Here is a 17,875-nt window from a genome sequence, read left to right on the forward strand (position 1 = left end):
AGGTAAGACGTTTATAATTTTCGTCTCTTTCTCTCAGTTTTTAACAATGTTAACTCCCTATTGGTCTGCCCAGCAACAGAGGTATTCTCTTCCGCTCTTCTAATTAAGTATGGCATAACATCTTTTACTGGGCCAAATGGAATATACTTAGCTACATTATAGCCCTCAGAAGCTAGATTATAACTAATATGATCACTCATACCATATAATTGACCAAACCAAACATTATTATCATCTTTAGCAATATTATACCTCTCCATTAGTTCCAATGCCAAATAACAACTTTCCTCATTATGTGTTCCAATAAAAACTGATATTTCATTTAAATTTTCTAGGATATAAGTAAGTGTATTATTAAATGTATCATCAGTTGCTTTTTTATTTTCACAAATTGGTGATTCATACCCTTTATCTTCTGCTCTACTTCTTTCCTTCTCCATGTAAGCACCACGCACTATTTTCATTCCAATATTAAAACCCTCACTCTTTCCTCGCTGATGTAAAGCCTTTAGATAGTCTAACCTATCCCAGCGATAACATTGAAGTGTATTATATACTATTGTTTTTCCTTTGTTATACTTGCGCATCATATCTTCAACCAAATCGTCTGCGGCATCTTGCATCCAGCTTTCTTCGGCATCAATTAAAACTTCAACATCTTTTTCTTTGGCTAACTTACAAACAGCATCGAAACGCTCTACAATTCTGTTCCATTCTTCATTTTCGGATGCAGAAAGTTTTTTACCTTCAGTCTTCTTTTGATATAATAAAAATCGCCCAAACCCTGTTGGCTTAAAGACTACTATAGGCATAGCCTCTCGCTCTTCACAAAAACGAATAATCTTTAAAATCTTTTGAAGAGCATTATCAAACTCCTCCTCAATTTCTTTACCCTCTACTGAATAATCTAAGACGGAACTAACACCCTTAGTATAAAGTTTATCAATAACCGACAGACAGTCTTCCTCATTTACACCGCCACAAAAATGATCAAAAACGGTAGATCTAATCAAACCTTCAACAGGCAAATTGGCCTTAAGCGCAAAATTCGTTGCAGCGGTTCCTATACGAACTAGAGGTTGAGATGAAATCATTTTAAATAAAAAGTAAGCACGCTCTAACTCAGAGTCAGATTTTAGTGCAAAAGCAGTTGAAGTGTTTTCAAAAAGAGAACGATTAATCATAGATATTAAAAATAATATTGCAAATATATTTAATCCTAAGCGTATTTTTTTCTAAAAAAAGGGAGTATTTTCACGGCAAAATTGAGGATTTATCAAAATGAAATCAATAAAGACAAAAAATGCGATAGTTCATTTTAACGATAATATATATAGGGAACTAAATGCATATATAAAAACTACTAATCCATCAAAGATATTTGTGCTTGTAGATACAAACACCCATGATGCTTGCCTACCAAAGTTTTTATCGCAAGTAGAATCTGGAGATATTATTGTTGAGGTTATGGAAATGCCCGAAGGCGAAGACCACAAGACTATAGATATTTGTACTGGAGTATGGGAAGCCATGTCTGAATATTACGCAGACAGAAAAAGCCTTATGATAAATTTAGGTGGCGGAGTCGTCACTGATCTTGGTGGTTTTGTAGCTAGTACATACATGCGTGGTATAGATTACATCAATGTACCTACATCGCTTTTGGCAATGGTTGATGCCTCTGTTGGTGGTAAAACTGGTGTTGATCTTGGCAATTTAAAAAACCAGATTGGTGTTATTAGCGAAGGAAGTATGGTATTAATTGATACATCTTTCCTGGAGACATTGCCAAAAAACCACATGGCTTCTGGTTATGCGGAAATGTTAAAACACGGACTGATAAATGACAAATCCTATTGGGAAACTCTAATAAATTTTGAAAATTCAGATGGCTCTGCATTAGATAAGATGATTTACGATTCTGTTATTATTAAAAATAATATAGTTTCTGAAGACCCAACAGAACAAGGTCTAAGAAAAATTTTAAACTTTGGTCATACTTTAGGGCATGCCATTGAAAGCTATTTTTTAGGAAATGCCGATAAAACTCCTCTTCTACATGGAGAAGCTATTGCGATTGGGATGTTATTAGAAGCTTATATTTCTACAAGGACTGAAGGTCTTTCTAGTAAAGAGTTTAAAGATATTGAAATTGGTATTCTAAAAACTTTTTCTAAAGTTGAAATAACAGAAAATGATCAAAGAATTATCATCGACTTGCTAAAATATGATAAAAAGAATAGTCACGGAAAAGTAAAGTTTGTATTACTAGAGGCTATCGGAAAGCCAAAAATAAACTGCGAAGTTGATAATGATATTATACAGGATGCTTTTAAGTATTACACCTCTTTGTAAAAAGAAAAACCCTTAGCGATGAGCTAAGGTTTTTTCTTTTTACAAACTAAATATGTTTTACTATAACTCGTTGAAGATTGTATGCATCAAACGCTTCTTATCATTAATACTTTCTTCTAAAGATATCATTGTTTCTGTTCTGTAAACACCTTCAATGTCATCTATATTAAAAATAATGTCTTTTGCATGCATCGTGTTTTTTGCTCTAATTTTACAAAAAATATTGAATTTCCCTGTAGTAATATGAGCAACTGTTACATAAGGAATACTCTCAATACGCTCTAATACAAACTTTGTTTGCGATGTATTTTGAAGAAAAACACCAACATAAGCAATAAATGAATATCCTAATTTTTTATAATCTAAAGTTAGCGAAGAACCTTTAATGATTCCTGCCTCTTCCATTTTCTTAACACGTACATGAACTGTACCTGCAGAAATCAATAATTTTTTTGCTATATCTGTAAAAGGAATACGCGTATTATCTATTAGCATATCCAATATTTGGTGGTCTACTTCGTCTAATTTAAACTTTGCCATAATTATATAATCTTTAAACTTTATGCAAAAATAAAGGATTTTTATTATCAATTACGCATCAAAAAAGAGTTTTTTAAAGGTTTTAGTGAGATTTTTTCATTATTTATTAATACGAAATCGTTTTCGTTAGTAACTTCCAACACTTTATCTTCATGATTATTTACAACTTGACCCTTTGCATCAATTTCCCTATGACCATAAAAATCATCTAACTTCGAAATAACTTCAATTGTAGGAATAAAGTTAATGGTTTTATCTACCAATTCTTCTTTATAAAGTATTCCTATATCAGTTAATTCATTGGAATTCTCATCCAATTTCACATTTCTAATAATGATGTCATAAAACTGTTTAGCGTTTTCTGGGATTAAAAAATAATCTGTATGCATATCCGAATCTATTCCTCTTGAAATAGCCTCTAACCCTTTTAAAATAGCCACAAACATCAAATATCTAACTTCTTCTCTTTTATAATCGTTAGGAAAATGGCCAGCTTCAAACAAAACTGTTGGAACATCTAAAGCTTGAAATGTATCACCAACACAGTTTAAATTGAATCCATCATCATACCTAGCTACACTATTTGGAATAGTCTTCTGTAGTGCAGAATTAATCTCAACAATCAATGCCATAGCTTCTTTTCTATTTGGTGTCCGGCTATACTCCACATCTTGGGATGGAGATAAAAATGACAATATAGAAGATTTGTTTGTTGAACCAACATTATAAATGGTGCGCTGTCCGTGGAGATTAAAACAATAATGTGGCTTAAAATCATCAAATACCTGTCTTAGCAACTTACTCTCCGGTTGAGATAGATCTTGCGCATCCCTATTGAGATCAACCTCATTAGCATTAAAACGTGTGTAGCGTTCCGCACCATCAGGATTGAGAATTGGAATAATCAATAACGTACATGACTCTAAAATTAAATTCGGAAAGTTATTATTAGTAAGAAACAGATTAAAACAATCAAAAAGTGCTTTAGTAGTTGTTGACTCATTACCATGCATTTGAGACCATATTAAAACTCTCTTGGGTCCTGTCCCAAATTTTAAAAAATAAATAGGTCTACCTTCAACAGAATGCCCAACGATAGAATTCATTGAATGAGGTATTCTTTTCATACATTTTTCTATATGAGAATTGGTAATGTATCTACCAAACAATTCAGGAGTTTTAAGTAAAGAATATAAACTTTTAAGTTGTTCTAATTCCATCAATGATTTTTATGTGTTACAAATGTAACTATTTGATTTTTTACAATTGTAAACAGTATAAACAAGAGTTCATGTTACATATGTATACATTAATGCATGTTATAAAAGCTTATAGGATCTAGAGAATTGAAGAAAATTCAATAGATATTAAAAATTATAATTATTAAATTTATTTCCAAGTATTTATATATAATTATTAAAGTTTTACTTTAATTAAAAAATAAAGATTAACATTAGAATATTGACCAGCACAATACTATTGTTTACATTTGTATCGTTATAAAAGAAAAACAGCTGTTTACAATGATAAACTCATCAGATTTTGCGAATCGATTACAAAAAGTCATAGATTTTTATGACGAAACCGCATCAGGTTTTGCAGAAAAAATTGGTGTCCAAAGATCTAGTATTTCGCATATTCTTTCTGGCAGGAACAAACCAAGTTTAGACTTTGTAATGAAGGTACTTCACTCCTATCCTGAAGTAGAATTGTATTGGCTATTAAATGGAAAAGGAAATTTCCCTACCACAGAGAGTAAAATTTCAAACTTTCCTAATCCACAGTTAGAATTAAAAGTTGACAGCTCTAACGAACCTGAGGTAAAAAATTCTGAAATTGAAAAAATAGTCATTTTTTACAAAGATGGTACATTTAAAAGTTATGAGCCTTAAGCTTAACTTCAGAATTTATTCAGATATAGTTAGCCAATTAATTATCTTTGTACAAACCTTAAGAATGAAGAATATTTTTTTGCTTTGTTTATTACTACTACTTACAAGCTGTTTTGAAGTTGAACGTAATTGTGCTGATTTTAAAACTGGTGAATTTGAATTCAACTATACTATTGATGGTGTAAAAAAAACTGGGAGGTTTGTTAGAACAGACACACTGAATATAGACTATTACGAAGGAAAAATAGATTCCTCTTCTGTGCGCTGGATAAATGATTGTGAGTTTATTTTAAAAAAACTTAACCCAAAAACAAATTCTGAGCGAGACGCTATTCACATGAAAATCCTCACAACAGAAGGCACATCTTCTTACACTTTTGAATATAAACTTGCCGCAAAAAAGCCAAACAAACCTCTAAGAAGCGAAAAAGGAGTCGCGTACAGAATTAATTAAACAACATGCTAGAATTTTTATTAACATCTGACGCTATTATGGCGCTTTTAACACTGACGTTTCTAGAAATTATTCTAGGGATAGACAATATCGTGTTCATATCTATTGCTGCCAATAAACTACCAGAAAATCAACGAGGTAAAGCTACCAATATTGGTCTAATTTTAGCAATGGTGCAGCGCATTATATTATTGTTTTTTGTAACCTTTCTTATTGGCTTAAGTGAACCATTTTTTAAGTACGAGAATGAATGGTTTAAAATAGCACTCAGTTGGCAAGCTATTATACTGTTTACAGGTGGACTCTTTTTAATTTACAAAAGTACATCTGAAATAAGAGAAAAAGTAGAAGATCCTGGTCATGATGAAAAAGGTGTAAAATCTAAAGTGATTAAATCGCTTTCACAGGCTATAACACAAATCTTAATCATTGATTTTATTTTCTCCGTAGACTCTATTTTAACGGCTATTGGTATGACTAATGGCTTACACCCAAATGGTAACTACACTTTAGTTTTAATGATTATAGCTGTTGTTATTTCTATAGTTGTAATGATTGGCTTTGCTAATCCTATTAGAAAGTTTATAGATCGAAATCCAAGTATGCAAATATTAGGTTTAGCCTTTTTGATTCTTATAGGCTTTATGCTTATTACCGAAGCCGCTCACCTATCTCACACTGAGTTCTTTGGAAAAACAGTTGGCGCAATACCAAAAGGCTACTTATACTTCGCAATTGCGTTCTCATTATTTGTGGAATTTTTAAACTTTAAAACTAAAAAAAAGTAGTACGGCAGTTATATAACGTTGTTTTCAATCCGCTTAACTAAAATATCAAACCTTTTTGGGTATTGAAAAATGGGTTTTACTATATTTCAGAAAATTTTTGTAAGATTTTTTATGAACCCAAATCCATAAAGCCTTCATTCAATGCTTTTTAACTCAATTGAATATCTTATTTTTTTACCTATAGTCTTTGTCCTATACTGGTTGTTTAAATCTAGTTATAAGAATCAAAATGTACTCTTATTAATCGCTAGTTATGTTTTTTATGGCTGGTGGGATTATAGGTTTTTATCATTAATTATTTTTAGTTCCTTTTTAGATTATTATGTTGGGCAAAAAATTGAAGCTGCCCAGATTAAAAAAAACAAGCAAAGGTGGTTACTGGTTAGCTTATGTTCTAACCTTGGATTGTTAGGTGTTTTTAAATACTACAATTTCTTCGCAGATTCTTTTGCCAGTACAATGTCTTCTATTGGATGGCAAGTCAATGATTTGACATTAAATATAATATTACCTGTTGGAATTAGTTTTTATACTTTCCAGACACTTAGTTACAGTATAGATATCTACAGAGAGAAAATAAAATCATGCAATGACATTGTTGCCTTTTTTACTTTTGTAAGTCTATTTCCACAATTGGTAGCTGGACCAATTGAAAGGGCTTCAAATCTAATTCCTCAGATTGAGAGTAAACGCTCTTTAAATATCAATTTATTAAAAACTGGTATTTTTCAAATTTTTATTGGTCTATTTAGAAAAGTTGCCATTGCCGACAACTTAGGAGTATATGTTGATTCTGCTTATGCTAATTATGATATCCATAATGGTACAACTTTATTAGTGGCTACTGTATTTTATGCATTCCAAATATATTTTGATTTTTCCGGCTATTCAGATATTGCAATAGGTAGTGCTAAGCTATTTGGATTTAATTTCAATAGAAATTTCAATTTCCCATATTTTTCAAGAACGCTCACCGAATTTTGGAGACGTTGGCATATGTCACTATCATTTTGGCTAAGGGATTATCTGTATATATCCTTAGGCGGAAACAGAAAAGGAATTGTAATTACATATCGCAACCTTATGCTTACTATGCTCCTTGGAGGTTTGTGGCACGGTAGTTCTTGGAATTTTGTTATTTGGGGAGGAATTCATGGCTTATTTCTAAGTATAGAAAAGTATACTTTTTCTGCATTAAAAATAAAAACCTTTAATGGCTTTGGATACATCTACACTTTTATAGTGGTTTTAATAGCATGGGTCTTCTTTAGAGCTGTAGATTTTGATACTGCTTGGTCCATAATAAGCAAATGGTTTACATTAGACTTTGGAAGCCTTTTTATTGGCGACTCAAATGCTTTTGTTAATGCTTCTCTATTAATGTTATTAGGCCTTTTGATTGATTTAAGGATTTTTAGGTCAAATACTCCTCTTGAAGAATACGGTAGTAAATTTAACATAGTACGACTTTCGTTTATAGTATCAGTAATTATTATAATGCTGTGCCTATTCTATTCTACTGCTGAGAACTTTATTTATTTTCAATTTTAGTTATGGACTCAAAAACAATAAATAAACTCTTAAAAATCATATTAATCACTTTAGTGATAAGTTACGCTATAGATAAACTGGTGTTCTTAGGACTCAATACAATGAGCGACAAAGTAATGACTGGACAGGCTATTGGAAAGTTAAATCAGTTTCTAACTATTAAAGATTCAACTGATTTTTTAGTTTTTGGAAACTCTAGAGCCAATCATCATTTCGATATGGATCTATTTAATACCAAAGGTTATAACATGGGAGTTGATGGCACTGGTATAGCCTATACCAGCACATTAGTAAGCACTCTTAAAAAAGACAAACCGCAACTAATATTAATACATATAGATACCAAGAATTTTTTTGATAAGTCTTATGATGGGTCTGATATTAGAGGTTTAAAAACTAAATTTAACAGAGACGAGAATATTACCAAAGCACTTAACAAATCAAATCAAATCTCAGCAATACAAAACTTTTACTATAGCATGAATTATAATGGTAACGCTATAAGTATTTTAAAAAATTATTTTAAACCTAGTTACGATTACAGGTCATATAATGGTTATAATCCAATAATTATAAATGAGTCTCAAAAACCTATGCGAGATGCTTTACTGCTGAAGGATAATTCAGTTGGATGTGAAGAGGATTTTGAAATAAATCCCATAGCTCTGGAATATTTAAAGAGCATAAAAACTTATATAGAAAACTCAGAAAACAAAACTTTTATATTCGTTACCTCTCCAATTTATGATGATTCTTGTAGTAAGGATAATAATCTTTTTAAAGGCATAATGAAGGATTTAAACCTAAATTATAGCGACTACACTAACTTATTTAAAGAAATCGGTAATGACAAATCTTATTGGAAAGACAAAACACATCTCTCTGACATAGGAGCTAAACAATTTTCTAAATTTTTGCAGAAAGAATTAAAAACTCAGATGTAATACTAAAAAAGCGTCACCTGACCTTTATCATCCACGTCTAAATCGTCGTCATTGTCATCCGCTTTTGTTGAAGAATCATCTTTAGGTTGTTCTGATTTTTCTTCCGTTTTATCAACATCTAAATCCACAGATACAGTTTCTTCATCCACAACTTCTAACTCATCAGCATGCACTTCTTCTGGTGCTTCAAAAGGTAAAGGGTCTAATAAACTTATTTGATTTATTTTTTCTTTAGTTAATTGATTTCCAAGTGCATTAATGCCTTTTACTGCAATAAACTCTTCAAGGTTAACTTCCATGTTAGGTTTACGATCTTTACCACGCTCTTTTGTAAATTCAACCTCTGCCATTGGTCTCCAATCTGTAGACACAATTTCTAATTGCGACTCTGGATGGCTGGAAATAAAAGTCTCTTCTTTTCCTTCTTGCTCAATTAAAAAACGCTTCACATAATAGCGTTCTTTTTCACCATCATAATAGATAGCGGAAATTGGTTTTTTAGGTATCCATTTTTCAAGCACAATCATATCACTATCAAAATGTGTTGTTAGTTCCGGAATAATAGTTTTCACATTTCCGGATTGCGTAATAATAAGCAAACGATCTTCACCTCTAAATTCACCAATTAATTCACCTCTTTCATCAACATTAAGACGCTGTACTGTATCATCAAACCAAATTTTACGTGGTTTTAGGGTTGAAACGCCTTTTTCTTTAAGCTCTATTCGTTTTACAGAATACTTGGTAACCAAGTTTCCTTTAGACGAACGTCCCTTTATTAAAATATCAGCAAAATCGAGATCCCACTTCAATTTCTTAATACTACCAACTTGACGCAATAACACGGTAACAACTTCAGCTTCTCCATTAGGATTAGCAGAGAAGTACCAAACTACTGAACCCTTATTTCCATTGGTTAAATCATATTCTCTATCTCTTGTGATACTAGTTACCGCGAAACGCTTTACGTAAGATGGTCCTTTTTTTCCATCTCTATAAATCATGTTGTAAATGGTACGCTTGTCCTTTTTCTTGAAAACAGCAACATGGATTATATTTTTACCAACAAAGGTTTTGGAATCTACTTTAGTTACCATCATTTTACCTTCTTTGGTAAACACAATGATATCATCTATATCGCTACAATCACAAACATATTCATCTCGTCGTAGCGATGTGCCTATAAAACCTTCTTCTCTATTGACGTAAAGCTTGGTATTCCTAATAACAACCTTAGTAGCATCTACATCTTCAAAAGCTCGTAATTCAGTTTTACGCTCTTTTCCTTCACCATAATCTTTCTTTAAACGCTCAAAATAAGCAATCGAATAATCGATAAGATTGGCTAAATGGTGTTTCACTTCTGCAATTTGATCTTCTAAAGCATCTATTTTCTGTTGCGCTTTATCAATATCAAATTTAGAAATACGCTTTATTCTTATTTCTGTTAAGCGAACAATATCTTCTTCAGTAACCGTACGCTTTAAATGTTTGATATGTGGCTGAAGTCCTTTATCTATGGCTTGAATAACTCCTTCCCATGTTTCCTCTTCTTCAATATCGCGATAAATTCTATTTTCAATAAAAATGCGTTCTAAGGAAGCGAAGTGCCACTGCTCTTCAAACTCACCAAGCTTTATTTCTAATTCTTGTTTTAAAAGCTGAACCGTGTTATCTGTAGAGCGACGTAACATTTCAGTAACGCCAACAAAAAATGGCTTATTATTTTCAATAACACATCCTAATGGCGAAATTGAAGTTTCACAAGCTGTAAATGCATAAAGCGCATCAATTGTTTTATCTGGTGATAAACCTGATGGCAAATGAATTAAAATTTCAACCTCAGCAGCAGTATTGTCCTCAATACGTTTTATTTTGATTTTACCTTTATCGTTGGCTTTTAAGATAGAATCAATCAAAGAAGACGTTGTTGTACCAAAGGGAATCTCTGTAATAGCAAGTGTATTTTTATCTACTTGCGAAATTTTTGCACGTACCCTAACCTTTCCACCACGCATACCATCATTGTAGTTGCTGATATCTGCAATACCTGCAGTTGGAAAATCTGGATAAATTGTAAAACGTTTTCCTTTTAAATGCTTCACCGAAGCGTCAATAAGCTCTATAAAATTATGCGGTAGAATTTTAGTGGATAAACCCACTGCAATACCTTCTCCTCCTTGCGCCAGAAGCAATGGAAACATAACAGGTAGGTTAATTGGCTCTTTACGTCTGCCGTCGTAAGAGGCTTGCCACTCTGTAATTTTAGGATTATAAACAACATCTAGCGCAAACTTTGATAATCTGGCTTCAATATAACGCGACGCTGCTGCTCTATCGCCAGTTAGGATATTTCCCCAGTTACCTTGTGTATCTATTAAAAGATCTTTTTGACCAATTTGAACCATGGCATCAGCGATACTTGCATCACCATGTGGATGGTACTGCATCGTATGACCAACAATGTTAGCCACTTTATTGTAACGACCGTCATCTAAATCTTTCATAGAATGCATAATACGACGCTGTACTGGCTTAAAACCATCTTCTATTGCAGGCACAGCTCGTTCTAAGATTACGTAAGAAGCGTAATCTAAGAACCAGTCTTTATACATTCCTGTGATTTTGGTAATCGTTTCCTGATTACCATTGTCTTCATTTAATAATTCGTCATTTTGATCTTCTGCCATCTATCCTTCTTTTCGCTTTTTATTTTCTTTTAATGTTTTTCTTAACGATTGCTTTACGTATCTCATCTTGCGTCTTTTAAGAAGGGTTACATTAAAGCGCTCTTTAGCTTGTTTTCCGTCATAAGTCTTATAAAGCACAACCAAAGACTTGTAGAGGAAATAATCTTTTATTTTATATCCAATAAGTTGATGTCTTGCAAACTCAACTTTATTTTCTCGATAATTAATGTATTCCGTTAGTATGAGTCCTTTATTAAGAATTATAATTTTTGACCCATCACTATCATACTCAAAATAACCTGCTATAGAATGAAACAAGACCAAAACAACAAATAAACCCAGAAAAATAAAAAAGGTACTGTCCACAAAAAAATCAAGTGAATTAAAGACAGTTATCATTAATATCCCAAAAACAATTAGTATAAAGTAGATGGAAACAACCGTATTTTTTACTGTTCTGTTGTCGGTTCTCATTTAGTCTTCATTCAAATTTTAATATTTTTTACCAGAAAAGAAACCTACTATCAACAGAATCATTGCTGATACCCCTAAAAATCCTGCTATATTTTGCATAGACCAAAAATCTGAATAATCCAGTAAAAACAACCAACAAACAATCAAAATTAAAGGAAGAAACAAACCTGTAAACCTTTTGCTAGACTTATTCAACGACATCTAATTCTACTTTAAGATTCTCAATAATGAATTCTTGACGCGAAGGTGTATTTTTCCCCATGTAGAAAGACAACAACTCCTCAATAGACATGTCTTTATCTAACATCACAGGATCTAATCGCATGTCTTCACCTATAAAATGCTTAAACTCGTCTGGCGAAATTTCACCAAGTCCTTTAAATCTGGTAATCTCTGGTTTCGGCTTTAATTCTTCAATCGCATTTTTTCTTTCTTCATCTGAGTAACAATAAATCGTTTTCTTCTTATTTCTTACTCTAAACAATGGAGTTTGAAGAATATACAAATGTCCTTCTTTTATCACTTCTGGAAAAAACTGTAAAAAGAACGTAATTAATAACAAGCGAATGTGCATACCATCAACATCAGCATCAGTTGCTATGACGATGTTGTTATATCTTAAATCCTCAATAGATTCTTCAATATTTAATGCTGCTTGAAGTAGGTTAAACTCTTCATTTTCATATACAATCTTTTTACTTAAGCCATATGAATTTAAAGGTTTACCTTTTAGACTGAAAACCGCTTGTGTATTAACGTCTCTAGATTTTGTAATACTACCAGAAGCGGAATCACCCTCGGTAATAAACAACGTTGTATCTAAGTAACCATCCTTTTTGGTATCACCAAAATGAATACGGCAATCGCGCAATTTCTTATTATGAAGACTTGCTTTTTTAGCACGCTCTTTGGCCAGTTTTCTAATACCTGATAGTTCCTTACGCTCGCGTTCTGCCTGAAGAATTTTACGCTGGATCTTTTCAGCAGTGTCAGGATTTTTATGCAGATAATTATCTAAGTATGTTTTTACAAAATCGTTAATATAAGTTCTTACCGTTGGCAGGTCACCTCCCATATCTGTAGAACCCAATTTGGTTTTGGTCTGACTCTCAAAAACAGGTTCCATAACCTTAATAGCAATAGCAGATACAATCGATTTTCGTACATCTGAAGCATCGTAGTTTTTACCATAAAACTCACGAACAGTCTTAACAATTGCTTCTCTAAAAGCCGCTAAATGCGTCCCTCCTTGTGTTGTATTCTGACCATTAACAAACGAATGATATTCTTCGCTATACTGGGTTTTACTATGTGTTATAGCAACCTCAATATCATCGCCTCGTAAGTGAATGATAGGATAAAGTAAATCACTTTCATTAATATTTTCTGAAAGTAAATCCTTTAAACCATTTTCACTGTAATATTTTTCACCATTAAAAACTATGGTTAATCCAGGATTTAGGTACACATAGTTTTTTAGCATCTTTACTACATATTCATTTCTGAATTTATAGTTCTTAAAAATGCTTTCATCTGGTACGAAGGTGACTTTAGTACCTTTTCGTCTCGATGTATCATCTAAAAATTCCTGATCTGTTAATTCGCCTAAAGCAAATTCAGCAGAAGCCGATTTTCCGTCTCTGGTAGACTCAACTCTAAAATACGTTGACAACGCATTAACTGCTTTAGTACCAACACCATTAAGACCTACGGATTTTTTAAAGGCTTTAGAATCGTACTTACCACCAGTATTCATCTTAGACACCACATCTACCACTTTACCTAACGGAATGCCACGGCCATAATCGCGCACAATAACGCGATCGCCTTGTATTGAAATTTCTATAGTTTTACCAGCACCCATTACAAACTCATCGATAGAGTTATCGAGTACTTCTTTTACAAGAATATAAATACCATCGTCCGGAGAGGATCCATCACCTAATTTTCCGATATACATACCAGGACGCATCCTGATGTGTTCCTTCCAATCGAGTGAGCGAATATTGTCTTCAGTATAGTTAGTTTGTTCTGCCATAGACATTAGGACGAAATTAATGATAGAACGCTAATATAAGACTATAGCTTAAAAAATGAAACACGCTTTTGGTAAAGTAATTAACAATAAAGTACCGTTATTGTTGAGAACCTCAACCATTTTTTAATGTTTTGATAATTCCTCAGCTTTTTGCTTTAAAATTTCATTTCTAGTAATCATAATACCTCTAATATGCCTTTTTAAAATCAGGCGATCTACGATTTTTCCCAAAATTCCGTATTTAGAAGAAAAATGAAGTTTATCTATCATTACGGTCTTACCGTTACGCTTTTCAAAAATATGGTCGTGTTTGTAAGATTTAAAGCTACCATCAGTCATTTCATCTGTAAATACATAAGGTTTTTTTAACTCGGAAACTTTTAAGGTGAGGTGTTGCATGAAACCTAGATGGTTGGTTTCCCATGTGATAGAGTCACCTTCTTCTACAAGACCAGATATTTTTCCCATAACTGGTATTTCATTTTTGTGCTTTAAAGACTGCTTGTAAAACCCAATATCCCTTGCTAAATCAAAGCAAATCTCAATGTCTGATTCTATTTCAGTTTCTACTACAATTTGAGGCATAACGTTGGTTTTGTAGTAAGACACCTACATTTATGGAAGGTCACATGAAATATTTAATTTTTAAAATGATTTAAAATAACTATTGTCATGCTGAAATCGAAGATTCGACGTAGTCAATTTAGTTCAGCATCTAAAAAACTAGAATCTGAAACGAGTTCAGATTGACAAAACATGACAGATCAGTTATTTTATATTGAAATTTGAGATTCCTGTTTTCACAGGAATTTTTTTACACATTAAACAAGAAATGCATTACATCTCCATCTTTAACTATGTAATTCTTCCCTTCTACACGCATTTTACCAGCTTCTTTTACTTTGGCTTCGCTTCCGTAGTTAACATAATCATCGTAAGCAATAACTTCTGCTCTAATAAAGCCTTTTTCAAAATCGGTATGAATTACTCCAGCAGCTTGAGGTGCAGTAGCACCAACATTAACCGTCCACGCTCTTACTTCTTTTACACCAGCTGTAAAGTAGGTTTGCTGATTTAAAAGCTTGTAAGCCGCTCTAATTAATTTTGCCGAACCTGGCTCATCTAATCCTATATCATCTAAGAACATTTGGCGTTCTTCATAATCTTCTAACTCATTAATATCGGCTTCTGTTCCAACTGCTAATACCAATACTTCTGCGTGCTCATCTTTAACCGCTTCTCTCACCTGCTCTACATAAGCATTACCTGTATTTGCAGCGCCTTCATCTACATTACACACATACATTACAGGCTTGTCTGTAATAAACTGTAATGGCTTTACGTAGTCTGCATAATCTTCATCTGAAAACTCTAAAGCTCTCACAGATACACCAGATTCTAAACCATTTTTTATCTTTAAAAGCACTTCTTCTTCTGCTTGCGCTTCTTTATTACCGGTTTTAGCAGCACGCTTTACTTTATCTAACTTCTTTTCAGTCGTTTCTAAATCTTTAAGTTGAAGCTCCATATCAATGGTTTCCTTGTCTCTTATAGGATCTACAGAACCATCAACGTGAACAATATTATCGTTATCAAAACAACGTAATACGTGCAAAATCGCATCCGTTTCTCTAATGTTGGCTAAGAACTGGTTGCCTAAACCCTCCCCTTTACTAGCTCCTTTTACCAAACCTGCGATATCTACAATCTCTACCGTTGCAGGCATTACACGCTCTGGATTAACCAAAGATTCTAGTTTTGATAATCTTGGGTCTGGCACGTTAACCACACCAATATTTGGCTCTATGGTACAAAACGGAAAGTTTGCACTCTGTGCTTTAGCGTTAGATAAACAGTTAAATAAAGTTGATTTTCCTACGTTTGGTAATCCTACTATTCCAGCTTTCATTTATGACTAATTTGTCGGAACCTCCTAAAAACTAAGTTGTGTCATTCTGAATTTATTTCAGAATCTGAAACGAGTTCAGATTGACAAAATCAAGGTTTGTGTCAGCTCCTTTATTTTAAAGGTGCAAATGTAATTAAATAGTGGAATAGTTAGTAATAAGAAATAACTCTTTCTTCTATAGAATTTAGAACTCCATTTAAATACGTTAATTTACTAATCCAGTTCTGATACTTATCAAAAGTATATCGATAAGTAAAAATATCTGGGTATTTTTTACCAGTGCTTACAACTTTAAGCTCTACAATGTTATTAGTGTCATCGTATTTATAGTATTTTTTTTTCTCAGTTTTATTTTTTTCAAATACTTCGATAAGAACTTTACCTTCTCTATTCCTAAAATAAGTTCTTTTTGAGCCGAAATAAGGACTATCAGAATACATAACAGAAGATTTCAAATGCCCTTTTTTATTGTATGAATAATTCGTTTGAAAATTTGTTTTTTGCTTAAAAAAATTACTTCGCAAAGATATTAATCGATTATGGTGATATTTATTAAACTGTTGACTTATTAAAACCCCTTTATTGTCAAATACATTAATACTATCAATTATATTATCTTTTCCATAATAATAAATATTCTTTTTTAGTTTATCTCCTTCAGAATTATAGCTAACTACACTATCAAATTTAGATGGATTTGAATAGAAATATTTTGAAAACACCCTAAGACCACCATTTCTCTTATAGCTTTTATATTCAATAATATTACCAGTACTGCTATAGGTTTTATGAAATGTGAGCCTTTTACTTTTATCTGTATTGCTATCTACTGGTGTGATTACATACTCAAAAATCTGATAAATTGAAGGCTTTGATTTATTTTCTGAAAATGAGCTAGTTTTAAACCCACAAGAGACTAAAAGTAATTGTAGGATTACAAGGACTAATAATGCGTGAGTTTTATGTTTCAAATTAAATAATTGATTTAGTACTAAACATTTTTTTACAGCAATATAACTTAGGTTTAAAATTCGCACTTTTAAACCAACAAGTCAATACGTAACGTTACGTATTTTTTACAAAGCCTTATTTTTGCAGTCTAAACCTTAGCTTTTTGAAACTCAAACCATCAGAACTTAAAACCTTTTTAGACGAGAAAGTCCACCTGTACAATAACCCAAAGTTTATTGAGAGTGACCCAATACAAGTACCGCATCAATTTTCTAAAAAAGAGGATATTGAGATTGCTGGGTTTTTAACAGCTACCATTGCCTGGGGAAATCGTAAAAGCATTATTAACAATGCTAATAAAATGATGATGCTGTTAGACCATGCTCCTTACGAGTTTGTAACCCAACACCAAGACTCAGATTTAGAGGCTTTGCAGTCGTTTGTACACAGAACATTTAATGGTGATGATTTTATACAGTTTATAAAAAGTCTGCAACATATTTATAAAGCACATGATGGCTTAGAAGCTGTTTTTGAAAAATATGCTGAGCCTAATGCTTTACAAAAAAGCATCCATGAGTTTAAAAAACTATTTTTTGAGATTCCGCATTTAGAGCGTACCAAAAAACATGTGAGCGATCCTCTTAAAAAGTCTGCTGCCAAACGTATTAATATGTATTTGCGCTGGATGATACGCAACGATAATGCAGGTGTAGATTTTGGCATTTGGGATAGCCTCTCTCCTGCTCAACTGAGTTGTCCGTTGGATGTGCATTCTGGTAATGTTGCACGACAATTAGGCTTGCTAAAACGCAAACAGAATGATGCTAAAGCCTTAGCAGAACTGGATGCAAACTTACGCAAGTTAGATCCTAGCGATCCTGTGAAGTATGATTTTGCGTTGTTTGGTTTGGGTGTTTTTGAGGGTTTTTAAATTCCTGCGAAAGCAGGAATCTCTTAATTATGAAGTTAAATCAACCACTTTAGACTAAATTTATAAAAAACTTTTATGGGAGATATTATTGGAGAAATGATACTTTTTACAATTTTGAATTTTATTGGTGGCACAATAAGATGGCTCATAGCAACACTGTGGTCTTTTATTTTTAACACTAACAAACTCCCCTACAAAGAATACATTTATAGTCCCGAAACTGATGAATTTACGCACGATGGTGCTAATGGTTGTTTTAATTTAATTATCGGGTTCTTATTTGTCTTTTTAGTGATATATATTGTCTTTAACATATAAAAAAAGGCTTCCGCATCGGAAGCCTTTTTTGGTATTA

General features: G+C 32.5%; 17 protein-coding genes. 8 read left to right on the forward strand and 9 right to left on the reverse strand.

The annotated features are described in order from the left end of the window. Positions 1-11 precede the first annotated feature (11 nt). Positions 12-1,184 (reverse strand): proline dehydrogenase family protein, encoded by a 1,173-nt coding sequence (locus FC091_RS09625; protein WP_138434064.1) that lies wholly within the window; start codon positions 1,182-1,184, stop codon positions 12-14. 97 nt (positions 1,185-1,281) lie between these two features. On the opposite strand from FC091_RS09625, the gene aroB reads away from it, so the two are divergent. Further along, entirely contained in the window at positions 1,282-2,355 is a 1,074-nt protein-coding gene (aroB, locus tag FC091_RS09630; protein WP_138434065.1) for a 3-dehydroquinate synthase, read from the forward strand. Positions 2,356-2,415: 60 nt separating this feature from the next. On the opposite strand, the gene FC091_RS09635 is transcribed toward aroB, so the two are convergent. Further along, positions 2,416-2,895 carry an Lrp/AsnC family transcriptional regulator gene (locus FC091_RS09635; protein WP_138434066.1) on the reverse strand — a complete coding sequence of 160 codons (480 nt, stop codon included), beginning with the start codon at positions 2,893-2,895 and terminating at the stop codon, positions 2,416-2,418. 47 nt (positions 2,896-2,942) lie between these two features. Next, entirely contained in the window at positions 2,943-4,115 is a 1,173-nt protein-coding gene (locus tag FC091_RS09640) for a M14 family zinc carboxypeptidase (protein ID WP_138434067.1), read from the reverse strand. Positions 4,116-4,418: 303 nt separating this feature from the next. Here FC091_RS09640 and FC091_RS09645 point away from each other — a divergent pair, with 303 nt between their 5' ends. From FC091_RS09645 to FC091_RS09665, 5 genes are all read left to right on the forward strand, one after another. Then, positions 4,419-4,787, forward strand: coding sequence for a helix-turn-helix transcriptional regulator (locus tag FC091_RS09645; protein WP_138434068.1), 369 nt, complete (start codon positions 4,419-4,421; stop codon positions 4,785-4,787). A gap of 64 nt (positions 4,788-4,851) precedes the next feature. Further along, positions 4,852-5,241, forward strand: a complete 390-nt coding sequence (locus FC091_RS09650; RefSeq protein WP_138434069.1) for a hypothetical protein — start codon at positions 4,852-4,854, stop codon at positions 5,239-5,241. 5 nt (positions 5,242-5,246) lie between these two features. Next, a complete protein-coding gene (locus tag FC091_RS09655; RefSeq protein ID WP_138434070.1) occupies positions 5,247-6,029 on the forward strand; it encodes a TerC family protein in 783 nt (260 codons plus the stop codon). Between the two features lie 141 nt (positions 6,030-6,170). Continuing rightward, positions 6,171-7,580 (forward strand): MBOAT family O-acyltransferase, encoded by a 1,410-nt coding sequence (locus tag FC091_RS09660; protein ID WP_138434071.1) that lies wholly within the window; start codon positions 6,171-6,173, stop codon positions 7,578-7,580. Between the two features lie 2 nt (positions 7,581-7,582). Continuing rightward, positions 7,583-8,524, forward strand: coding sequence for a hypothetical protein (locus FC091_RS09665; RefSeq protein ID WP_138434072.1), 942 nt, complete (start codon positions 7,583-7,585; stop codon positions 8,522-8,524). Between the two features lie 2 nt (positions 8,525-8,526). On the opposite strand, the gene FC091_RS09670 is transcribed toward FC091_RS09665, so the two are convergent. The 6 genes from FC091_RS09670 to FC091_RS09695 all read right to left on the reverse strand — a co-directional run bounded on the left by FC091_RS09670 (position 8,527) and on the right by FC091_RS09695 (position 16,606). Next, complete coding sequence (locus FC091_RS09670) at positions 8,527-11,214, reverse strand: DNA gyrase/topoisomerase IV subunit A (protein ID WP_138434073.1); 2,688 nt, start codon at positions 11,212-11,214, stop codon at positions 8,527-8,529. Beyond that, the gene (locus FC091_RS09675) at positions 11,215-11,688 is read right to left on the reverse strand and encodes a hypothetical protein (RefSeq protein WP_138434074.1); all 474 of its coding nucleotides are present in this window, start codon (positions 11,686-11,688) and stop codon (positions 11,215-11,217) included. It lies immediately after the preceding gene. Positions 11,689-11,875: 187 nt separating this feature from the next. Beyond that, complete coding sequence (locus tag FC091_RS09680; RefSeq protein WP_138434075.1) at positions 11,876-13,726, reverse strand: DNA topoisomerase IV subunit B; 1,851 nt, start codon at positions 13,724-13,726, stop codon at positions 11,876-11,878. Between the two features lie 123 nt (positions 13,727-13,849). Next, positions 13,850-14,311 carry an SRPBCC family protein gene (locus FC091_RS09685; RefSeq protein ID WP_138434076.1) on the reverse strand — a complete coding sequence of 154 codons (462 nt, stop codon included), beginning with the start codon at positions 14,309-14,311 and terminating at the stop codon, positions 13,850-13,852. A 229-nt stretch (positions 14,312-14,540) separates the two neighbouring features. Then, positions 14,541-15,635: a redox-regulated ATPase YchF gene (ychF, locus tag FC091_RS09690; RefSeq protein WP_138434077.1), complete on the reverse strand. Its 1,095-nt coding sequence runs from the start codon at positions 15,633-15,635 to the stop codon at positions 14,541-14,543. 149 nt (positions 15,636-15,784) lie between these two features. Beyond that, positions 15,785-16,606 (reverse strand): hypothetical protein, encoded by an 822-nt coding sequence (locus FC091_RS09695; protein WP_138434078.1) that lies wholly within the window; start codon positions 16,604-16,606, stop codon positions 15,785-15,787. 143 nt (positions 16,607-16,749) lie between these two features. On the opposite strand from FC091_RS09695, the gene FC091_RS09700 reads away from it, so the two are divergent. Both FC091_RS09700 and FC091_RS09705 read left to right on the forward strand, forming a co-directional pair. Beyond that, positions 16,750-17,520: a TIGR02757 family protein gene (locus FC091_RS09700; protein WP_138434079.1), complete on the forward strand. Its 771-nt coding sequence runs from the start codon at positions 16,750-16,752 to the stop codon at positions 17,518-17,520. A 75-nt stretch (positions 17,521-17,595) separates the two neighbouring features. Beyond that, positions 17,596-17,838 carry a hypothetical protein gene (locus FC091_RS09705; protein ID WP_138434080.1) on the forward strand — a complete coding sequence of 81 codons (243 nt, stop codon included), beginning with the start codon at positions 17,596-17,598 and terminating at the stop codon, positions 17,836-17,838. Positions 17,839-17,875: the final 37 nt, after the last annotated feature.

Source organism: Winogradskyella algicola (genome assembly GCF_005869935.1).
Classification (GTDB): domain Bacteria; phylum Bacteroidota; class Bacteroidia; order Flavobacteriales; family Flavobacteriaceae; genus Winogradskyella; species Winogradskyella algicola.